The 20,259-nt window shown below is 41.4% G+C and carries 16 protein-coding genes and 1 pseudogene; 11 read left to right on the plus strand and 6 right to left on the minus strand.

Annotated elements, in window-relative coordinates; all coding sequences use genetic code 11:
- Positions 1–76: 76 nt before the first annotated feature.
- The 5 genes from BUB05_RS14900 to BUB05_RS14920 all read right to left on the minus strand — a co-directional run bounded on the left by BUB05_RS14900 (position 77) and on the right by BUB05_RS14920 (position 3,860).
- Positions 77–325 carry a hypothetical protein gene (locus BUB05_RS14900; RefSeq protein ID WP_073050418.1) on the minus strand — a complete coding sequence of 83 codons (249 nt, stop codon included), beginning with the start codon at positions 323–325 and terminating at the stop codon, positions 77–79.
- A 66-nt stretch (positions 326–391) separates the two neighbouring features.
- A complete protein-coding gene (locus BUB05_RS14905) occupies positions 392–1,996 on the minus strand; it encodes a DUF4153 domain-containing protein (RefSeq protein WP_073050419.1) in 1,605 nt (534 codons plus the stop codon).
- The gene (locus BUB05_RS14910) at positions 1,996–2,208 is read right to left on the minus strand and encodes a helix-turn-helix domain-containing protein (protein WP_073050420.1); all 213 of its coding nucleotides are present in this window, start codon (positions 2,206–2,208) and stop codon (positions 1,996–1,998) included. Before BUB05_RS14910 ends, BUB05_RS14905 begins: the two co-directional genes overlap by 1 nt.
- A 9-nt stretch (positions 2,209–2,217) precedes the next feature.
- Complete coding sequence (locus BUB05_RS14915; protein WP_073050421.1) at positions 2,218–2,685, minus strand: DUF2975 domain-containing protein; 468 nt, start codon at positions 2,683–2,685, stop codon at positions 2,218–2,220.
- Positions 2,686–3,080: 395 nt separating this feature from the next.
- A complete protein-coding gene (locus BUB05_RS14920) occupies positions 3,081–3,860 on the minus strand; it encodes a nitroreductase family protein (protein ID WP_073050422.1) in 780 nt (259 codons plus the stop codon).
- Between the two features lie 405 nt (positions 3,861–4,265).
- Here BUB05_RS14920 and BUB05_RS14925 point away from each other — a divergent pair, with 405 nt between their 5' ends.
- The 9 genes and pseudogenes from BUB05_RS14925 to BUB05_RS14965 all read left to right on the plus strand — a co-directional run.
- Complete coding sequence (locus BUB05_RS14925) at positions 4,266–4,697, plus strand: MarR family winged helix-turn-helix transcriptional regulator (protein WP_073050423.1); 432 nt, start codon at positions 4,266–4,268, stop codon at positions 4,695–4,697.
- On the plus strand, positions 4,698–6,104 hold the full coding sequence (locus tag BUB05_RS14930) for an MATE family efflux transporter (RefSeq protein WP_073050424.1): 1,407 nt from the start codon (positions 4,698–4,700) through the stop codon (positions 6,102–6,104). It abuts the gene before it with no gap.
- 148 nt (positions 6,105–6,252) lie between these two features.
- Positions 6,253–8,292 carry an ATP-dependent helicase gene (locus BUB05_RS14935; protein WP_073050425.1) on the plus strand — a complete coding sequence of 680 codons (2,040 nt, stop codon included), beginning with the start codon at positions 6,253–6,255 and terminating at the stop codon, positions 8,290–8,292.
- Between the two features lies 1 nt (position 8,293).
- Entirely contained in the window at positions 8,294–9,775 is a 1,482-nt protein-coding gene (locus BUB05_RS14940; RefSeq protein ID WP_073050426.1) for a phosphohexomutase domain-containing protein, read from the plus strand.
- Between the two features lie 34 nt (positions 9,776–9,809).
- Positions 9,810–11,399, plus strand: a complete 1,590-nt coding sequence (locus BUB05_RS14945; protein WP_073050427.1) for an NAD(P)/FAD-dependent oxidoreductase — start codon at positions 9,810–9,812, stop codon at positions 11,397–11,399.
- Positions 11,400–11,539: 140 nt separating this feature from the next.
- Positions 11,540–12,871 carry an APC family permease gene (locus BUB05_RS14950; RefSeq protein ID WP_073050428.1) on the plus strand — a complete coding sequence of 444 codons (1,332 nt, stop codon included), beginning with the start codon at positions 11,540–11,542 and terminating at the stop codon, positions 12,869–12,871.
- Between the two features lie 199 nt (positions 12,872–13,070).
- Positions 13,071–15,044: a transketolase gene (tkt, locus tag BUB05_RS14955; protein ID WP_073050429.1), complete on the plus strand. Its 1,974-nt coding sequence runs from the start codon at positions 13,071–13,073 to the stop codon at positions 15,042–15,044.
- Between the two features lie 203 nt (positions 15,045–15,247).
- The gene (locus BUB05_RS14960) at positions 15,248–15,868 is read left to right on the plus strand and encodes a GGDEF domain-containing protein (protein ID WP_073050430.1); all 621 of its coding nucleotides are present in this window, start codon (positions 15,248–15,250) and stop codon (positions 15,866–15,868) included.
- Positions 15,869–15,946: 78 nt separating this feature from the next.
- Positions 15,947–16,225, plus strand: a pseudogene (locus tag BUB05_RS14965) (glutaredoxin family protein); the annotation flags it as partial.
- 154 nt (positions 16,226–16,379) lie between these two features.
- On the opposite strand, the gene BUB05_RS14970 reads toward BUB05_RS14965, so the two are convergent.
- The gene (locus BUB05_RS14970; RefSeq protein ID WP_073050431.1) at positions 16,380–17,657 is read right to left on the minus strand and encodes an MFS transporter; all 1,278 of its coding nucleotides are present in this window, start codon (positions 17,655–17,657) and stop codon (positions 16,380–16,382) included.
- A gap of 402 nt (positions 17,658–18,059) precedes the next feature.
- Here BUB05_RS14970 and BUB05_RS14975 point away from each other — a divergent pair, with 402 nt between their 5' ends.
- Positions 18,060–19,352, plus strand: a complete 1,293-nt coding sequence (locus tag BUB05_RS14975) for an MFS transporter (protein WP_073050432.1) — start codon at positions 18,060–18,062, stop codon at positions 19,350–19,352.
- Between the two features lie 387 nt (positions 19,353–19,739).
- On the plus strand, positions 19,740–20,213 hold the full coding sequence (locus tag BUB05_RS14980) for a GyrI-like domain-containing protein (RefSeq protein WP_073050433.1): 474 nt from the start codon (positions 19,740–19,742) through the stop codon (positions 20,211–20,213).
- Positions 20,214–20,259: the final 46 nt, after the last annotated feature.

Genomic DNA, 20,259 nt, shown 5'->3' on the forward strand with positions numbered 1-20,259 from the left:
ACCATCATAACACAAGGGGGAGTATTTGTCTACTAATAGGAGCTTGAAATTGTGAAAATGTTCATATCAAACGTTTTCAGCGGTTTTTAACAGCGTTTGCAATGAAAAGTAGAGTCGATCCAAACAGGAATAAAGCAGCATATATAAACATCAGGAAGGGGCCGCTGCCAAAACTGTAGAAAGGGTAGGGACCGTTTATAATCCATATGTACCTGTCGTGACTTCCATGGATGAACCAATGCAGGATAAAGGGGCTGAGGATGAACATGAACCCCAGCCCTGGAAGCAATTGCAGTATGTATGGAAGAAACTTATGCTTTATCATTAGAACACCTCCGATATATCATGGATATCTTAGCTCAAGGATATCTCATTTTGGTTTTTATGGACTTTATCGGGTTTCAAAATATTCCTCTGCGTTTTTATAAGCACTTCTATCCGACAGATTGAATTCAAACAATGAAAGATTTCTTGTTCCATAGTCCTTAAGGTTCTCAAAATATTTATCGACATAGTATTTCTGGCCTCCGATTTCCATATCTTTGAGTCTCAGTACTTCGGCAGATGCATCTGAAGACAGGTTGTAAAGGAGGTAGTCCATATCGATGTCGTTGGTTTCAACATACCTGTCTATATTTCTTGATGCAATATATCCGTCTATGTTTACGGTATTGAGCATCAGAAATACAAGTAGGACCGATAGAAGTCCGTATCTGAGGAATTCAAAGCTTTTGTTCCAGATTCCGTACATGAGCATAAGGTTGAGGCCTGCTTCCGTGAAGAGGATGATGTAGACCAAAAATCTCAGCCTGGTATATCCATAGGTGTTTTCATAAAGGTTCATCCTTGAGTATGAGGAGAAGACCACTATAAGCGTGAAGATGCTCAGAGTAGTAAGGAGAATCTTCAGTTTCTTCGTGTTTTCAAGTCTGGAAATATGGCTGCTCAAAAATATTGTTATTGAGAAGTTGATTACCGACAGTATCATCATCTGGAAGAAGCCGCTTCTTGCATATTCGGCATAGGTTATGTTTTCGGGAAGAAAATCCGTGCCGCCCAGGATGATATATTTCACCTGGATATATGAGAAGAGAAGAAATACCAGGTTCATAACACAAAGGAATACAGTAAGTGGAATCGTGCTGTCAAAGTCTGTTCTTTCTTTTGAGCTTTTTCTTTCCAGCAGTTTTTCGGCTGTTTCATCAGCAGATAGTCTGCCTATGGATACAGGACCATATGGAAGGGTGTCTTCCATATTTGGAGCTTCATCTGCAGGATTATAGTCCAGGGATGATTTCTTTTCTGTTTTGTTGAGAATAGTACCCAGGAATCCGAACATGTAACCGGAAACCAGGAATATGATTAAAATATGTGAAATGAATCTTTCAAGTTCAATTCCCGATGTCATGTTTCTTGTGATCTTCAGCATTATTTCGTTGAATACCATGTCCGCACTTGCCATGAGGGGTATTATTACCACCATTGCCAGAAGGCTCAGTACGAGACCTGCAATTATTCCATAAGTTCTTGATCTGTCCCTGGTACCGACGGCAGAGGATGAAAGATTGAAGGTCTTTTCCACCAGGAAGAAAAAACCGCCCAATGACCTTACGAACCTGTCAACAGCTATTAACGGAAGTCTTTTTTCTTCCTTGAAATCCTTTCTGGACAATGCAGGCAGTACGGCGAACATAACAGGTACGGCAAAGAAGTCAAGTATGGTTACAACAGATGAAAAGCTGAACCTGGCATAGGAAGATGACGTATACATTATTACAGCCGAAAATACCATGAATCGAATGAAGGAAAATGATTCGTCATCCTTCATGATCATATATATTCCACCCAGGAAAAACAATGCATAGAGTGGATAGTTGAGGCCTATGTTGTTTTCGTAGAAGAGAAGGTCGAAAATCATACCCAGTCCTATGGCATATATGAACATGAGGGTTGATTTTGAGTTGCCTCTCTCATTAAGTTGAATTGCAGTATCCATTATTCTTCCTCCTTGCTGAATTCAAGTATGTCTCCCGGCTGGCAGTCCAGCTCCCTGCATATTGCCTCAAGGGTAGAGAAGCGGATTGCCTTTGCCTTGTTGTTTTTAAGTATTGAAAGGTTGGCATTTGTTATGCCCACTTTTTCAGCCAGATCCGACAGGCCGATTTTTCTCTTTGCCATCATGACATCAAGATTTACAATAATTTTCATGGCGGCCTCCTATATTGTAAGGTCGTTTTCTTCTTTATATTTGATAGCCTGGTTGAAAAGATCCGCAAGTACTATGCAGAAGATGCCGGCTATGAAGAAGATGAAGACCGCGATCATTGTCATGAATGAGTTGAGAAAGAAGATTTTGGATACATATGCAGCTCCGATTATGAAGGCATATATTCCCATCCTTCTAAGCGCCATTACGTTTTTTCGTATGAAGGGATTTGCATCCTCCATAGTGGTGAAGAGCTTTCTCAATGTATCCAATATGAGTACCGACAGGATGCCTGTAATATACAGAATGGCAATGAGTCCGTAGTACAGTGCCTGGCTGTAGAATACGGATTGGATCCAGTTGAGGTAGAATCCCAGGAATTTGGGCAGTCCAAGAAGGACTATTACTGCTGCACCTTCCAACAGAAGAAGAAAGTATTTCATAAATGACGCAAGTGAATTTTTTCCAGAATATTTCATAAATCTTAAACTCCTTTAGCTTTAATGTTGTATTTCATTTAGTGATTCGGTGCCAAGATGTTTCAACTCCGATTTCTTTCAGTTTCAGTTTAGCACGGAGTTAATCAAAAAGCAATAATAAATTATCGAAAAACAATAAAAATATATTGAAAAAGAAAATCGAGGAAAATCCAGAAGTGTAATATTGATTGGACACTTGTTTTCCAGATATTCAATATTGTGTTGTGGGGTGTGATAATATATTTGGCGTACTATTTTTTCAAGAAAAGAAAGAACAGGCTTGAAAAGATAGAGAAGGATATTGAGGAACTGAAGGATAAAGTGGAATACACGAACAAATCTAAATGAATATGTTAATGGCAGGCCTAATCGGCCTGCCATTTGCTTTCTTTTAGCTAAAGCAGCTCTCCCGTCCATTTCTTCAGTGCAACACGAACGGCCCTCGCCATTTCCTTGCTGAAGTCCGCGCCTGATTTCTTGGCGTAGAACATCTGTGCATAGTTGTCGGCTTCGTACTTGTTTGTCTTGACATAGAACTGGGCCCTTTCCTCGAACATTTCATCCAGCTCCTCGTCCGTAAGCTGCCTGTATTTTTCTTCAAATACAACGAATTTCTTGTCGAAGCGGTTTCTGTGTACCCTGTTGTAGTCGTCTTCGTAATATCCGAGACACAGCATGGTAATGGGGTAGGTCCAGTCTGTCAGTCCTAGAAGTTCCCTGTGGAATTCGTAGTTTTCAATTATATCCCCTATATAGCAGGAGCCTATTCCAAGGGATTCCGCTGCAATGACGGCATTTTGCGCGGCTATGAGTGCGTCTTCGCATGCTATTATGAGATCCGACTCCTGAGGCGCTTCAAAATCTATGCCCACCTTTTCGGAATATTCCTTTACATTCTCCTTTATATAGTAGTCGAACCATTTTTGCTGGTCCGCAAGGAACAACAAAAGTACGGGAGCCTTGGCGATGAAAGGCTGGTTGTCGCATGATTTACTGAGAATCTCCTTTGTTTCCTGGTCTCTGATAACCAGTATTGAATAAAGCATCATATTACCTGCAGTAGGAGCCTCCATGGCACTTTCAATTATAATGTCAAGATCTTCCTTTGAAATGTCCATGTCCTTGTAATTTCTTAAAGATACTCTGTTCTTTATGGTTTTAATAACATCGTTCATATTCACTGCTCCTTTCCTAATATAACATTTGCTGTCACAGATCACATGACATAGGTGCTTTGCCTGAGCATATGATGCAAAATGGTTTCTTTATTTTGATCTCAGAAAGTTTATTGTGTATTAAATTACTTGAAGCATTGTAATTTTATGTTTTAGGTTAACTTTCTTCGACAGAAACAGTCACTTTGTGTCTGACGTGACTTTGTCACTTTTCTTTATTATAACAGATTTGCAAAATTTATGAAATCGTATTCATGTTGAAGAACTGTATTCGTCCAGCAAAATGTTGGAAAATCAATTATTTATAGTATTGACATTGAAATCCAAAGGTGATAATATTAGTTACCTAACTAACTAAATTGAGTGGGAAGGGTCGATGGCCCTTTAAACAATAGGGGAGATTTCATGGTAGACAAATTTAAATTGCCGGGATATTTGATTGCTTTGACACATCATGCTTTTCATCTGAAACTGAATGAGAAGCTTCTAAAATATGGAGTCACTTCATCACAAAACAAGGTATTGAGGTGTTTGTGGGAAGAAGGCGGCCTTCACCAGTCTGAAATTGCAAAAGAAATGGATGTAAGGGCTCCGTCGCTTACAAAGCTTATTGACCAGCTGGAAAAAAAGGGACTTGTTGAAAGAAGAAGCTGCAAGGATGACGGAAGAGCAAAGAGAGTGTATCTTACTGAAGGAGGCAGAGATTTAAAGGAAAAATCTCTGGAGGCTGTATATCATCTGGAAGATGTTCTTTTCGAAGGATTCAAAGAGGATGAAAAGGGTGAAGCCATAGACTATCTGACCAGAATGCTTGACAATATTAAAGAAGGTGATTAAATGACTAGAAAAACAAATAAAATGGGAACCATGCCTGTAAGGCAGCTGGTGCTGTCCATGTCCATACCGGCTATTATATCCATGGTGATACAGGCGTTGTACAATATTGTAGACAGTATCTATGTATCGAGGATAGGAGAGGATGCACTGACTGCAGTATCACTTGCATTCCCGCTGCAGCTTCTGATAATTGCCCTTGTCATGGGAACAGGGTCGGGTATTACATCGCTAATATCCAGAAGGCTGGGCGAGCATGACAGGGAATCTGCGACCAGGGCTGCAAACCACGGTTTTGTAATCAATATGGCATACTCGCTGATCATACTGTTATTCGGACTCTTCTTTGCAAAACAGGCAGTGTCTGTATTTACAGACGATGCGAATCTGATAGACCTGACAACCAGTTACATATCCGTAGTCTTCGTCTTTTCCTTCGGCAGGTTCATATCCCAGGCTGGAATGAGCACCCTTCAGGCTACGGGAGACATGATCCATCCCATGAAGGCCATGCTCATCGGCGCTGTAACCAACATCGTGCTGGATCCCATACTAATATTCGGCCTTCTTGGAATGCCGGAGCTGGGAATAAGGGGAGCGGCAATAGCAACAGTTACAGGACAGATTCTCAGCTTTGTCTATATAGGCATCGTCATGAGGAACGGAAAACACGAGGTTGAAATAGACCTTAAGCACTTCAAGCCAAATGCCAGGATTCTGAAGGACATCTACGTGGTCGCCCTTCCTGCAATCATTATGCAGTCACTCGGTTCTGTCATGATATCGGGACTTAATCTCATCCTCATCACTTTCAGCTCTACGGCAGTAGCGGTACTTGGAGTATACTACAAGCTCCAGTCAATTGTAATCATGCCTGTCTTCGGACTTGTACAGGGGTACATGCCTATAATGGGCTTCAACTACGGGGCAAAAAACAAGGATAGAATGGTTGAAAGCTTGAAAGTTACCGTAAGATTCGCCTTTTTGATAATGGTCCTGGGTACTGCTGTGATGAATATTTTCCCAAGTCAGCTTCTTTCACTGTTCGACGCTTCTTCTGAAATGGTGGAAATCGGGATGGGTGCACTTAAGCGAATGTCTCTTTGTCTTCCGATGGCTGCAGTGGGAATAACATTCTCAATAACTTTCCAGGCTCTCGGAAAGGGACATATAAGCCTCATAGCATCCTTTGCAAGACAAATGATTTTCATTCTGCCCTTTGCATGGCTTCTTGCCAGACTGGGAGGACTTGACTATGTATGGTATGCATTCATAATAGCTGAAGTATTGTCAATGATGATAATAGGACCCTGGCTTATGGTTGATTTAGGGAAAATTTTCAAAGGCTGGGAACATGAAAATAATGCAAAAAATGAAAAATTCAATGAAGAGGATGCGGTTACTTATTAATAGTAATTAAACATGGCCGGGAAATTTCCCGGCCATGTCTCTGTCTGGACTTGGCTAGTAAAACAAATATTGCATTATTGATAATGTAGATTTATAGATTATGTGTTAGAATAAGTAGTGTCATAAAGGAATGGATTTGGAGAGTAAATTGAACTATATTGAATATCTGCAAAAAGAAAAAAACATATATCTGAACGACCAGCAGCTGTCGGCGGTTTCACATGACAGGGGGCCCGGGCTTGTTCTGTCTACGGCAGGTTCCGGAAAGACCACCGTAATTACTGCAAGGGCCGGAAAACTGATCTACGAAGGCAGCCTTGAGAGGGAAAGGATATTGACAATTACTTTTTCGAAGCTTGCCGCCCTTGAGATGGAGGAAAGATTTGTGAAGCTGTTTCCCGATGCACCAATGGGTACCGCTTTTTTCTCCACAATACACGCCTTTGCCTACAGGATAGTCAGGGACTATTTCAACAAGACAGGCAAGAAGCTTGAACTTCTCAATTCCAATTTTGAAATGCTGAAGGGAATAATGGCGAAAACCTATGCCGAGAACAACATCTTCAATATAGGAACCGATGAGATAGAAAACCTGTCAAGCAAGATAAGCTATGTAAAGAACATGAGGATAGACAAAAGCGGTTTTTCAAGCCTCGGTTTCAATATCAAGGATTTCGAGAAGCTTTTCACCGAATATGAAAGCAGGAAACGCCAAATGAACATGATAGACTTTGACGATATGCTCATATACTGCGAAAAGCTGCTGAGCCATTATACGGCTACGGCGGACAAGTTCAAGTCATACTACAAGTATATCCAGGTGGACGAGGCACAGGACCTGTCAATAATACAGAGGGATATAATCAATCTTGTGTCGAACGGCAATCTTTTCATGGTGGGAGACGACGACCAGTCCATCTATTCCTTCAGGGGAAGCAATCCAAAGATACTCCTTGAGTTCAAGAACGTTTACAAGAATGGAAGCATCTACCATCTCGACAAGAATTACCGTTGCGACGGATATATAGTTGAAAGGGTTGGAAGGTTCATAGAAAAAAACAACAAACGATATGAAAAGCATATAAGGGCCGACAGGGAAAAGGACATGGACATATCTGTGAAGTCATTTCCCACAAGGCGTCAGCAGACGGAATATATAATGGAAAAAATAAGGGAAAACCCGGAAATGGAGACGGCGATACTTTACAGGTACAATATTTCCTCCATCCTGCCGGCGGAAGCCCTGAGGAAGGAAAGCACAAGGTTCTACATAAAGGAAGACAGGAACAAGTATTTCAATTCAAAGGTATTGAAGGACATAATCAGCTTTTTCAGTTTGTCTGTGAATCCAAGGGACAGGGAGTCCTTTGCGAACATCTACTACAAGTGCAAGACATATTTCACAAGGGAAATGAACCAGTATGTGCAAAACGGTCACGGAACCGTCTATGACGACCTGTACAGATTTCCCCATCTCGACAAGTTGAAGAGAAGCAATATAAAGAACTTCAAGTGGGACCTGGGACATATTTCAAAACAGAGGCCCGAGGCCGCCCTTGACTATATCCGCTTCGACATGGGGTATGAGGACTATCTAAACAGGCTTGAAAAGGATGGAAGAATATCATATTCATCAATGTTTCTGGACCTTGAAATAACCAAGGAGATATGCAGAAATTCAAATACGGTATTTGAATTCATTGAAAATATAGAATATCTCAAGGACCTTCTGAGAAATGCCAAGGAGGAAACTGATGCCAATGTTATACTTTCCTCCATACACAGCACCAAGGGTCTTGAATTTGACAGGGTCTTTCTCATAGACAACAATTTCGGCGAGTTTCCACTGGAAAAGAGGAACCAGTCCAAGGAAGAGTATGATGAATATCTGGAAGAGGAAAGAAGGGTGTTTTATGTAGGAATGACCAGGGCAAGAAACAATCTGGAGATACTTCATTCCGAACTACCTTCAAGATTCATAAGCGAAATAAGAAGGGACAAGGGAATGGAGGCCGTCAGGGGACTGAAAAAGGGAATGACAGTCAAGCACAAGAAGCTTGGCAGGGGAACCATAGTGGACATGGATGATGAAATAATGGTGTTCAGGAACAGGCGAAAGAAGAACCATACCCTTTCCATGGACCTGATACTTGAGAAAAACCTTATAGAAATAATAGAGGAGAACTGATATGGATTTATTGAAACTGCAAAATGGATCAGACATAAGAGGCATTGCCCTTGAAGGTGTAGATGGAGAAAGTGTGAACCTGACTGCTGTAGGTGTATGGCAGATAGCTGCATCGTTTTCGGAGATATTGTCAAAAAGGCTTGGGAAAAAGGTTAGGATTTCCCTTGGAAGGGACAGCAGGCTGTCCGGCAAGGAGCTTCTTGAAGCGGCAGCAGCAGGAATAGAGCACTCAGGATGCAGTGCTGTGGATTTTGGAATAGCAACTACGCCTGCAATGTTCATGTCGATCATGGATGAGGACCTTGATGTTGACGGAGCCATAATGGTCACTGCAAGCCATCTGCCCTTCAACAGGAATGGAATGAAATTCTTCATGAAGGAAGGTGGAGCGGACAAGAAGCTCATCAGGGAAATACTTGAGAATGCCGAAAAGAATGAATACAGCGATGAATTCAAGCTGTACAGCCAGTGCGGGAAGGACAATTTTTTGGTGAAATATGCCGAAGGCCTAAGAAACTATATCATTGAAAAGACAGGAATGGAAAAGCCCCTTGCCGGTACCAGGATAATAGTTGATGCAGGAAACGGTGCCGGAGGATTTTTTGCCGGCGAGTTCCTTGAAAAGCTTGGAGCCGATACTGATGGAAGTCTCTATCTTGACCCTGACGGAATGTTCCCCAACCACGTGCCCAACCCTGAAGACAAGACTGCCCTTGAGATAATCAAGAAGCAGGTGGTGGATGTGAAGGCCGACCTTGGAATAATCTTCGATACGGATGTCGACAGGTCTGCCATAATCGATTCGGAAGGAAATGCAGTAAACAGGAACAGGTTGATTGCTCTAATATCCGCAATCCTTCTAAAGGAGCATCCGGGTTCGTACATAGTGACGGATTCAGTGACATCCAAAGGCCTCAAGAAGTTTATAGAGGACAAGGGTGGAGTCCACCACAGATTCAAGAGAGGATACAAGAATGTAATCAACGAATCCATAAGGCTCAATGAAGAAGGACATGAGAGTCATATAGGAATAGAGACAAGCGGACACGGGGCATTGAAGGAAAACTATTTTCTTGACGACGGCGCTTTCCTTGCCGTGAAGATCCTAACTGAGTTCGCTAACATGAAGAAGAAAGGCAGCGACATTTTCGACCTGATAAGGGACTACGAGGATCCTGCCGAGGAAAAGGAAATAAGGATAAAGATTGGCAGGGAAGATTTCCTTGAGTATGGGAAGGATGTAATTCAAGGTATCGAAGAAAAGGCATCGGAAATTGAAGGATGGTCTGTGGAGAAACCGAATTATGAAGGTGTAAGGATAAACTGCGACGAGAACAAGGGAAATGGTTGGTTCCTGTTGAGGATGTCGCTTCACGATCCCGTGCTTCCATTGAACATTGAGTCGGATTCCGTTGGAGGATGCGAGATCATAGAGAAGAAGCTCCTTGAGCTTCTTAAAGAATACGAGGACCTCAAATACTAAACATTTATTGAAAAAACAACCTAGGAGTTAATTGATGATAAGAATCAGCAATATTAAGTTAAACCCCATGCAGAACGAGAAGTCGCTGGAGAAGAAAATATGCAAGCTTTTGAATGTGAAACCCCATGAAATAATTTCCTGGGAAATATACAGGAAGTCCATAGATGCCAGAAGGTCCGACAGCATATTTGTGGTGTATGCTGTAAATGTGACTGTAAAGGATGAAAGGAAGGTAATGAAGGGCAAGAAGAACAGGGATATCCAGGTTGCAGGGAGGAAATCCTATGACTTTGAGTGTGCATATTCAGGTGATAAGAGGCCGGTTATAGTCGGTGCGGGACCTGCGGGTCTTTTCTGCGCCTTGCTTCTCTGCCGGAATGGTGCCAGACCGCTGATCATAGAGAGGGGAAAGAAGGTTGAGGACAGAATTAAAGATATTGACAGGTTCTGGAATGAAGGAAAGCTTGATGCCGAGTCCAATGTACAGTTTGGTGAAGGGGGTGCTGGAACCTTTTCTGACGGCAAGCTTAATACTCTTGTAAAGGACAGAGGAAACAGGGGAAGAAAGGTACTTGAAGAAATGGTAAAGGCGGGTGCTCCTGAAGAAATCATGTATGACAGCAAACCCCATGTTGGAACTGACAGGCTGAGACAGGTGGTAGTGAATATAAGAAAAGAAATTGAAGAAGCAGGTGGGGAATTCTTTTTCTCTGAAAAGGTGACGGACCTTGAATTTGAAGATGGTGTTGTGAAGGCGGTAACCACAGACAAGGGAAGGTATGAGTCTGAGGCCGTGGTTCTGGCAGTAGGGCATTCGGCAAGGGATACCTTTGAAATGCTTAAGGATAAGCTGGAACTGATACAAAAGCCATTTTCCATAGGAGTAAGAGTGGAGCACCTGCAGAAAGACATAGACATGAGCCAGTATGGTGTTGACAGGGAGGAATACAATCTCCCTGCAGCAGACTACAAGCTGGTACATCACTGTGATGGAGGCAGGCATGTATATACATTCTGCATGTGTCCCGGCGGTGTGGTTGCAGGTTCCTCGTCAGAAGAAGGGGGAGTGGTGACAAACGGCATGAGTTATTATGCAAGAGATCTTGAGAATGCAAACAGTGCAGTTCTTGTGGGCATCACTCCCGATGATTTCGGATCCGATGACCCTCTTGCAGGAATGTATCTGCAAAGGGAACTTGAAGAAAAGGCATTCAAGGCGGGCGGAGAGGACTACAGCGCTCCCGTGCAGCTTTTTGGAGATTTCAAGAACAATGTTGTCAGCAGAGCGTTCGGAAGCATTCTACCTACATACAAGCCTGGAACGAAATTTGTAAATCTAAGGGAAATATTGCCCGAATACGTAGCGGATTCATTAATAGAAGGAATAGACGCCTTCGGTTCCAAGATAGGTTGTTTCAACAGTGATGACGCCATATTGACAGGAGTGGAAACAAGAAGCTCGTCTCCTGTTAGAATGGTAAGGGATGACAATATGGAAGGCAGCATAAAAGGCGTATTCCCCATAGGTGAAGGTGCGGGTTATGCCGGTGGAATAATGTCCTCTGCCATGGATGGGATCAAGGCTGCAGAAAAAATTTTGGAAATGTTACAAAAATTTAAATAAAAGGTATTGTATATGGTTGAATAAAAGACTCTGTAGATTTATAATATTACTGTTTTGTAATATAATAAACAGGTATTATGAATGTTTAACCTGAAAAACTACAAAGGAAGATGATAGTTTATATCGTCTAGAGGTGAATAATGGACACATTAGAAAAAAAATATGGTATCTTTACAGCCATTGCAATGGTCGTAGGTGTCGTTATAGGATCTGGAGTTTTTTTTAAGGCAGATGATGTACTGACACTTACAAACGGGAATCTTATACTGGCATTGCTGGCATGGATAATAGGTGCATTTGCAATGATTTTCGGTTCTCTGGTTTTTGCGGAATATGCCCAAAGAATTGAAAAATCAAACGGTATAGTAGACTATTCGGAAGAAGCATATGGAGAAAGATTCGGGTATCTTGTGGGTTGGTTCAAGGGAACTTTGTACTACAGCCCCTTAAGTGCAATACTTGCATGGGTATCAGCTCTTTACACAGTTGTTCTTTTGGGAGGTGAAACACCTGACAATTCAGTCATGACCTGGACTCTGGCAGTTGTTTATATGGGCCTTGGATATTTGCTTAATTATTATGCTCCCATATTGTCAGGCAGGTTTCAGGTTGCAACTACGGTTATCAAGCTCATACCTCTTATCCTGATTGCAGTGGTAGGAGCTGCTACAGGACTGTCAAATGGAGTGCTTGTTGAAAACTTCACTGCAGCGGCCGCCAGTGTTGGAGGCAACGGAGGTACCCTTGCTTCGGCAGTTGTAGCAACAGCCTTTGCATATGAAGGATGGATAGTGGCGACAACAATAAACAGTGAAATAAAGGATTCAAAGAAAAACCTGCCAAGGGCACTGACTGCAGGAGCATTTATTGTATTTGTAGTGTATGTAATATATTTTCTTGGAATAGCGGGTGTCATACCTACAGCTGAAATCGTATCTCTTGGGAATGGCGCAGTTGACAAAGCTTCAAACAGTCTTTTTGGTAGTTCCGCTGCGGTTATCTTGATAGCTTTTGTCGTGGTTTCATGTCTGGGTACATTAAACGGTCTTGTAGTTTCAAATATTAGAATGCCTTATTCACTGGCGGTTAGAAATCAGGGACCTTTTCCGAAGCTGTTGTCAAAGGTGAATGAAAAGACTACAATGCCTCCGGGAGCTTCAATATATGCAGCAATCATATCATACATTTATTTGTTGATATGGTATGGAAGTCTAAACAACTGGTTTGGGCAGTACATAGGACTTGATGAAATACCTATTGTATTGATATACGGTCTGTATATATTCCTGTATATATGGTATATGAAGAATTTTGACGACCTTAACTTCTGGAAGAGATACTGTATTCCGGTTTTCGCAATTCTAGGATCTGCCATCATACTTTATGGTGGAATAACTAATCCAAGTATAGGCATATATCTTGGTATCTCCCTGCTGGTTCTTCTTGTGGGATTGGTGTTCTATAGAAAATAGCAGATAATCTGGATGAATCGACAGGCAATGCCTTTCTATTCATCCTTTTTGTTGCCGCCTTCCTTTAAACCTTTCAAAATAATTGAAATTAGTTAAGAAAAGACTTGAAGAAAAGGGTGAAATCAAATAAAATACATGAATGTATGGAGTAATTAGAAAAGTCAATAAAATAATATGTAAATAAATATGAGGTGAAATAATGAATCAAAATCAAACTTCAATCAATGCCATGAGAATGTTGGGTGTGGACATGATCAACAAGGCAAACAGCGGACATCCGGGAATCGTACTGGGAGCGGCTCCAATGATGTATTCTCTGTATTCTGAACATATGGCATATAATCCTGCAGAGCCCAAGTGGTTCAACAGGGACAGATTCGTAATGGCTGCAGGCCACGGATCGGGACTGCTATACTCAATGCTGCACTTGACTGGACACAATCTTTCAATGGATGAATTGAAGGATTTCAGACAATGGGAATCAAAGACTCCTGGACATCCGGAGTACAATCACACTGAAGGTGTTGATACGACAAGCGGTCCATTGGGACAGGGAATCGCTATGGCAACAGGAATGGCCATTGCTGAATTGTACATGGCAAACAGATTCAACAAGGAAGGATATCCTGTTGTTGACCACCATACCTTTGTCCTTTGCGGAGACGGAGATCTTCAGGAAGGTGTAACTCAGGAGGCGATCAGTCTTGCTGGACACCTGGGACTTTCAAAACTTGTGGTTCTTTACGATTCAAACGACATACAGCTAGACGGACCTGTAAGCATGGCAAACTCGGAAGATGTAAAGGCCAAGTACGAGTCGATGAACTGGAGCTACCTCCGTGTCGAAGATGGTGAAGATGCAGAAGCTGTTGCAAAGGCAATAGAAGAAGCAAAGAAGATTACGGACAAGCCGACGATTATAGAGATAAAAACTGTCATAGGACACGGCTCTCCTGATGCAGGAAGCAGTTCTACACATGGTTCTCCAATAGGAGAGGAAAAGACAGTAGTAACAAGGGAAGCTCTTGGATGGAACCATGGTCCCTTTGAAATCCCTCAGGAAGTATATGATGATTTCAAGGCTAAAAATGAAGTGAAAGGTGTAGCTGCTTACGAGTCTTGGGCGAAAATGATTGAAGAATACAAGGCTGCATATCCTGAAGATGCAAAATACCTTCTTCAGACAATGAACGGCGAAGCTTTGGATATAGATTATGACAAGATTTTTGACGGATACGAGCCAAAGGCATCTGTAGCGACAAGAGCTTCATCAGGAGATGTGCTTAAGCTTCTTCAGGGAGAAAACCCACTTCTTATAGGTGGAAGTGCAGACCTTTCAGGTTCTACTAAGGTCAAGGGAATCGACGGGAATTTCTCGGCAAAGACTCCTGCAGGAAGAAACATCAACTATGGTGTAAGAGAGCATGCAATGGCAGCAGTGGTGAACGGTCTTACTCTTCACGGACTCAAGGGATTCGGTGGCGGATTCTTCATATTCAGCGATTACATGAGGCCTGCAATGAGAATGGCGGCATTGATGGGAATACCTTCAATATTTGCTTTTACCCATGATTCTGTTGCAGTTGGTGAAGACGGACCTACACATGAGCCTGTTGAGCAGCTTGCAGGACTTAGAGCGGTTCCGAACATGGATGTAATCAGACCTGCGGATGCAAATGAAGTGATGGCAGCATGGCAGCTTGCAGTAGAGTCGAAGACTACTCCTACTTCACTTGTATTTACAAGACAAAACGTACCTACTCTTGACCAGGCTTCAAGAGAGGGAGTGGCAAAGGGTGGATATGTAATATCCCCTGAAGCCGATAAGATAGATGCGATACTTATTGCAACAGGAAGTGAAGTTGCACTTGCAATTGAATCACAGAAAGCTCTTAAGGCAAAGGGAATCGATACAAGGGTTGTATCACTTCCTTCATTCAAGAGATTCAACGAGCAGTCTGCAGAATACAAGGAATCGGTTCTTCCTCTTGCTTCAAGAAAAAGACTTGGAATCGAAATGGGAGCTTCTCTTGGATGGGGACAGTATGTTGGACTTGAAGGAAAGCTTCTTACAATAGACCAGTTCGGAGCAAGTGCACCAGGTGGACTTGTTATAGAGAAATACGGCTTCAACGTTGAAAATGTAGTGAAGATTGTTGAAGAAATGCTTTAAGATTGAAGTAATAATTGCGCATAAACCATGTTTGAGTGGTTTATGCGCTTTTTTTGTACATGGTGTTCAAGATAATTCGAAGGGCTCGATGTCCTGAGAATTTTAGTGTTAAATTTCTTAAATATTTTTGTAATCTTCCAGAATTTGAGATACAATAATAAATATATAATCTGTAATAAAATTTCTATGAAAGGGATGATGATTTGTCATACGAACTTAAAGAAGAAGAAAAGTTAAGGGAACTGATCGATAAGCTGCAGAGGGAACTTGACAAGAAAAATGAAGAGCTTTTTGTTCAGGAAAGAGAGATTGCACAGCTAAAGGAAATGCTCAAGCAGGAAAGTTATACGGACAAGCTCACAGGATTTTACAGCCCCAAGGCTTTTGAGAGTATTCTTCAACACAAGAAGAGCAGGGCGGAAAGGACAAGAAAACCTTTTTCACTTCTTCTGATTGACATCAATGACTTTAAGGAAATCAATGAAAAATATGGTCATACAGCAGGTGACGAAGTTCTCAAAAATTTTGCAAAGAGTGTTAAGTCCATATTGAGAGCTGAAGATTCAATTGCCAGGTGGGGAGATGACGAGTTCATAGTTCTTCTTTCTGAAACCAATTTTGACGATGCCAGGATTGTCGAGGCAAAGATAGAGTTTTTCATGAAGGATTGGGAAGTTCACCTCATGGAACATATAATTCATTATTCATATTGCATAGGAATATCACAGTACCGCTTCAATGAGTCGGTTATAGATGTCGTTGAAAGGGCGAAGGACAACCTGAAGGCTGACAAGCATAGATTTGATCAGAGAAAAAGCATATAATTGCAAGATTTGGCATGAAAGGAGTTTTCGATGATAAACATAATAATGTATTCAAGCAATACCTGACCACATTGTGCGACTGCTAAGGAGTTCCTTAGAGAAAGAGGCTACAAGTATGTTGAAAAGAACATCAACACTGACATGGAAGCAAGAAAGGAGTTGATGGAGAAGGGAATAATGGGTGTGCCTGCATTCCTTATCGGAAGCGAGACTGTAGTTGGTCTTGACACGCAGAAGATAGACGAACTTGTTGACTACAGCGTGGGAAAATGTCCCAACTGTGGACAAAAATTGAGAATTCCAAAATACAGGGGATCTTCAGCCGTGAAATGTCCGAAATGCGGCCAGGTTATATAGAGTGAATAATAAAGTAATATTAAGATATGTTATTGAAATACAGCGGTCTGTGAAATCGAAATTCACAGACCGTTTCTTTATAGTACAATAATGATAAGCATAATTTCTTAAAGTGTTTGTATTAAGTGGATAACGCAGCATGGCTGTCTTTTTCTTAAACAGTTGAACCCTCTTTATTAGTCGACAAATCATGGTTTCTCCTATCGTATAATTCAAGAAATCCCATGAAGACTGTCGCGGTCAGTACAATTATGCCTACAAGCTTCCATGAATATTCAAAGCTTGTCCCTTCAAGTACCATTCCCATAACAAAAGGTCCAAGTGAATATCCTGCTCCCATGATCATGGGCAGGACAGAACTCATCCTTCCCCTGTGGGATGCGGGAGTGTGGTTCATTATAAAAGGCATGACGCTTATTGCTTCAAGTATTTCTCCAAGGGTGAAGATAACTACAGAAGCATAGAAGGCCAATTCAACAGATATGAATCCAAGCATTCCAAATCCTAGGGTAAAGAGAATTCCGGCATAGATTATCCGTTTGATATTTGTTTCCTTGCTGAACAGGCTTGTAAGTATTGGTGTAAAAATTACTACAACCAGGGCGTTTATTGAACCCAGAGCACCATAAAGGGTATAGCCTGCTTCGCCGAAATTAGAGCTTGCATGTAGTGGCATCATGAATGACCACTGGCTGTATACGAATCTGTATCCGAAGATTGCCATGGCAAAGTAAAGCAGTACGGGTCTGTTCAAAAGCACCTTGAATATAGGTTCGTTGCTGTGGGCTTCAAGATTGCCGTTCCCTTTTGCAGTGGATTCCTCAGCAATTTTCCTGCTTTCTTCAGGATTATAGGTTTCCTTGACAAACAGTGCTATGAGCCCTATGGCAAGAAAGGCTGTTGCAGCATCTATGGCGAACATAAGCTTCAGGTGGTTGGCGAAAAGCCTTCCTGCGAAGAGCATGGCCACTGCAAATCCAAGATTGAATCCAAGATACAGAAGTGAATATGCTCCCTGCCTTTCTTCATCCGATGCTAGGTCCGCAACCATTGCGTCATGGGAAGGTCCTGCCACTCCAAAGAAGAAGCTGACGCTCATGAGCATGTATACCATTGTCATTCCCGGTTCCAGGAATATGCAGATCAGGTAGCTTGCCATTCCCAGTGATTCGAAAATCACAAGGATTTTCTTTCTGCCGATTGTATCGGATATCTTGCCGCCTATAAGACTGGCAGGTGCATATACAAGGCCGCACAGTGCGGAAAACAGTCCCACTGCTGATTCATCCAGTCCTATCTTGTCTTTTAAAAGCAGTGTCATGAAAGGGAATATGAATGCTCCAAGGGCGTTTACAAGTCTGGAAATGAAGAGTATGTATATTTCGCGTTTAAGCCCCATATAGGGGTTGAATATTTCTTTAAATGATTTCATAAATTCCTCCGGTTAACCTGTGAAAGGGCGTAAAAAAGCCGCAAACAATAACCTTGTTTACGGCAGGTATTCGAATATAACAATAACTGTCCTATACACAGGTTACTTTAATATTGATTATTGCATTGTATTCAGTTCCGGTTTGTAATATTTCTCTTCTCAACATGAAAGCAACCTCCATTAATTATTTGCGTACATTGAAGCTTCTTTTGCTCCAATTCAATTTTGTACAACATTCGTTCAATTTAAGTATAGAACTATGAATTATGAATGTCAATATTGTTAAAAAATCATAATTATTGTTAAAATATCTTCACAATAATTGTGGTTCTTTACTTGATATAATGATATGAAATTATATGTTTGAGCGTTAATGCGGCGGAGTCACAGGAGGTGTGGTGTTTGAAATTCAGCTTTAAAGGTGCTGTTAAATCGGTTAAGACAAATTATGGAGGTCTGCCGAGAAGCATTTACATACTATTTATAGCAAGGATAATAAACAGGTTGGGAGGTTTCGTATATTCCTTTCTTGCCCTTTATTTGAAAACCAAGCTGGGAATGAGCGAAGGCGACATAGCCAATTACGTCCTGCTAAACGGTGCCGTCTCGATGCTTTCACCATTCATAGGAGGATATGTTGCAGACAAGAAGGGTCGGAAAATCATCTTTGTTTCCGTACAGTTTCTAGGCTCCCTTTTCTTTGTTGCCTGCGGAATACTGACCGATACAAGGCCGGAGATCATACCAGTTCTTCTCATAATCGCATCCTTCCTTTATAACATGGTTGGTCCCATTAACAATGCAATGGTGGCGGATATCACAAAAAACCAGGATGAAAGAAGGCGGTCCTATTCCCTTATTTATCTCGGGATAAACATAGGAGTAGCCATAGGTCCCATACTGGGAGGATTCCTTCTGGCCAATTATGTCAAGTGGTTCTTCCTGGGAGATGCCATAACGACTATGATCAGTGTTGTACTAATAGCCTTATTCGTTAAGGAGACAATGCTTTCCAATGAAGAAATGGAAGAGGCTGAAGGTGGAGAAAAGATGGAAAGCGGCTTTACAGCAGGGATTTTCATAAAAAAGCCTGTTCTATTAATGTATACAATGTTTGCAATATTTAATTCGGCAGTATATGCGCAAATGGGATTTGGTCTTTCCCTGCACATGGATCATGTCTTCGGAGGGCAATATGGAGCTGCTTATTACGGAATGCTCATAAGCTTTAATGCAGTTGTAGTATTGTCCCTTACCATACTCCTAACGGAACTGCTGAAAAGATTCAGACCTGTTTACAATGTAGCCCTGGCATCTCTTCTGAATACCATAGGTTTTGGAATGATAGCCTTCATCGGGTCCAGGCTGCCTCTTTATTTCATGTCCGTATTCATATGGACAGTTGCGGAGATAGTGATGGTGACAAATTCCAATGTATTCATAATGTCCCATACTCCTGTTAACTACAGGGGAAGGTTCAGTGCAATAATTGAATTTCTCATGGGGGCAGGATTTGTAGTAAGCCCCAGAATCATGAGTTATATGATGGTCAACTTCAGTTACGAAACTGCATGGAAGGGAATAGGCGCCATATCGATAGTGGCTTTCCTGGGATTCATGGCTACTGGGTATATGGACAAGAGGATAAATGGTACAGCAAGTATGAAAGGAGCATCAACCGAGTCGTCAGACTGATGGTTGATGTTTTTTTCAGCTTAGGAAAGTTTCCTTGCGGCTTAATAAATGCGTAAAAAAATGCTAGTTTAGGTTTGTTTTTAATGAAATTCCACGAAATAAAAATGAAGCTTAAATTTTTATTAAAAAAGGTTAGGCTTTTTTGCTGAATTTGGTTAAGGATTTAACAGAAGGGAAATAGACAAGTTTTTAACTATCCAGCAAAATGAACTAATGAACATATGCCGTTAATTATTTAACATTATTGCCATAGCAACTATGTTAATAATTTAACTAAACGTTGATATTACAACGAAGAAAACGTTTGCAATAAAATAAAAAGAGAGGTATAATTAGTTAAGAAGTAAAATAAAAAGCAAAAAACAATATAGATCAGGAGGGAATATTATGAATTACCAATGTAAGATAATCGATGAAAAAGTAACTCACCATGTTTTAGTGATCAAGAGGACAACAACTATCAAAGAAATGCCAAAGGTACTTAGCGAATGCTACAGCAGAATAAAGGGATACTTGAATGGAATAAATGAAATTCCCGTTGGCGCACCTTTTGTGGCTTTCCACAACAATGATGTTGAAAAACTTGAAATTGAAGTTGGTATGACAGTAAGAAAGAAAATCAAGGGACACAAGGATATAATGGCAAGAGACATACCTGGTGGAAAGAAAGTTTCCTGCGTACATGTAGGTACCTACGAGGAAATAGAGCCAAACCACGATACCATCAGAAGATGGATGGAAGAGCACAACTACAAGCCAAAGGGAGTATCATACGAGTTTTATGTGGATGATCCGCTGGAAACTGTTGAAGGTGAGATTCAGACCAAGGTTGTATTCCCATTGGAACAGGAAGTACAATAGAAGTAAACAGGAGTTTATAAACCAGAACGAGTGCCGGGGGCTCTCG

Source organism: Dethiosulfatibacter aminovorans DSM 17477, assembly GCF_900142005.1.
Classification (GTDB): Bacteria; Bacillota; Clostridia; order Tissierellales; family Dethiosulfatibacteraceae; genus Dethiosulfatibacter; species Dethiosulfatibacter aminovorans.

Excerpts from the sequence above, each read along its gene's own strand:
- BUB05_RS14940 (WP_073050426.1), top strand. The coding sequence starts at position 8,294 with ATGGATTTATTGAAACTGCAAAATGGATCAGACATAAGAGGCATTGCC.
- BUB05_RS14945 (WP_073050427.1), top strand. The coding sequence starts at position 9,810 with ATGATAAGAATCAGCAATATTAAGTTAAACCCCATGCAGAACGAGAAG.
- BUB05_RS14925 (WP_073050423.1), top strand. The coding sequence starts at position 4,266 with ATGGTAGACAAATTTAAATTGCCGGGATATTTGATTGCTTTGACACAT.
- BUB05_RS14950 (WP_073050428.1), top strand. The coding sequence starts at position 11,540 with ATGGACACATTAGAAAAAAAATATGGTATCTTTACAGCCATTGCAATG.
- BUB05_RS14970 (WP_073050431.1), bottom strand. The coding sequence starts at position 17,657 with ATGAAATCATTTAAAGAAATATTCAACCCCTATATGGGGCTTAAACGC.
- BUB05_RS14920 (WP_073050422.1), bottom strand. The coding sequence starts at position 3,860 with ATGAACGATGTTATTAAAACCATAAAGAACAGAGTATCTTTAAGAAAT.
- BUB05_RS14915 (WP_073050421.1), bottom strand. The coding sequence starts at position 2,685 with ATGAAATATTCTGGAAAAAATTCACTTGCGTCATTTATGAAATACTTT.
- BUB05_RS14910 (WP_073050420.1), bottom strand. The coding sequence starts at position 2,208 with ATGAAAATTATTGTAAATCTTGATGTCATGATGGCAAAGAGAAAAATC.
- tkt (WP_073050429.1), top strand. The coding sequence starts at position 13,071 with ATGAATCAAAATCAAACTTCAATCAATGCCATGAGAATGTTGGGTGTG.
- BUB05_RS14930 (WP_073050424.1), top strand. The coding sequence starts at position 4,698 with ATGACTAGAAAAACAAATAAAATGGGAACCATGCCTGTAAGGCAGCTG.
- BUB05_RS14980 (WP_073050433.1), top strand. The coding sequence starts at position 19,740 with ATGAATTACCAATGTAAGATAATCGATGAAAAAGTAACTCACCATGTT.
- BUB05_RS14900 (WP_073050418.1), bottom strand. The coding sequence starts at position 325 with ATGATAAAGCATAAGTTTCTTCCATACATACTGCAATTGCTTCCAGGG.
- BUB05_RS14905 (WP_073050419.1), bottom strand. The coding sequence starts at position 1,996 with ATGGATACTGCAATTCAACTTAATGAGAGAGGCAACTCAAAATCAACC.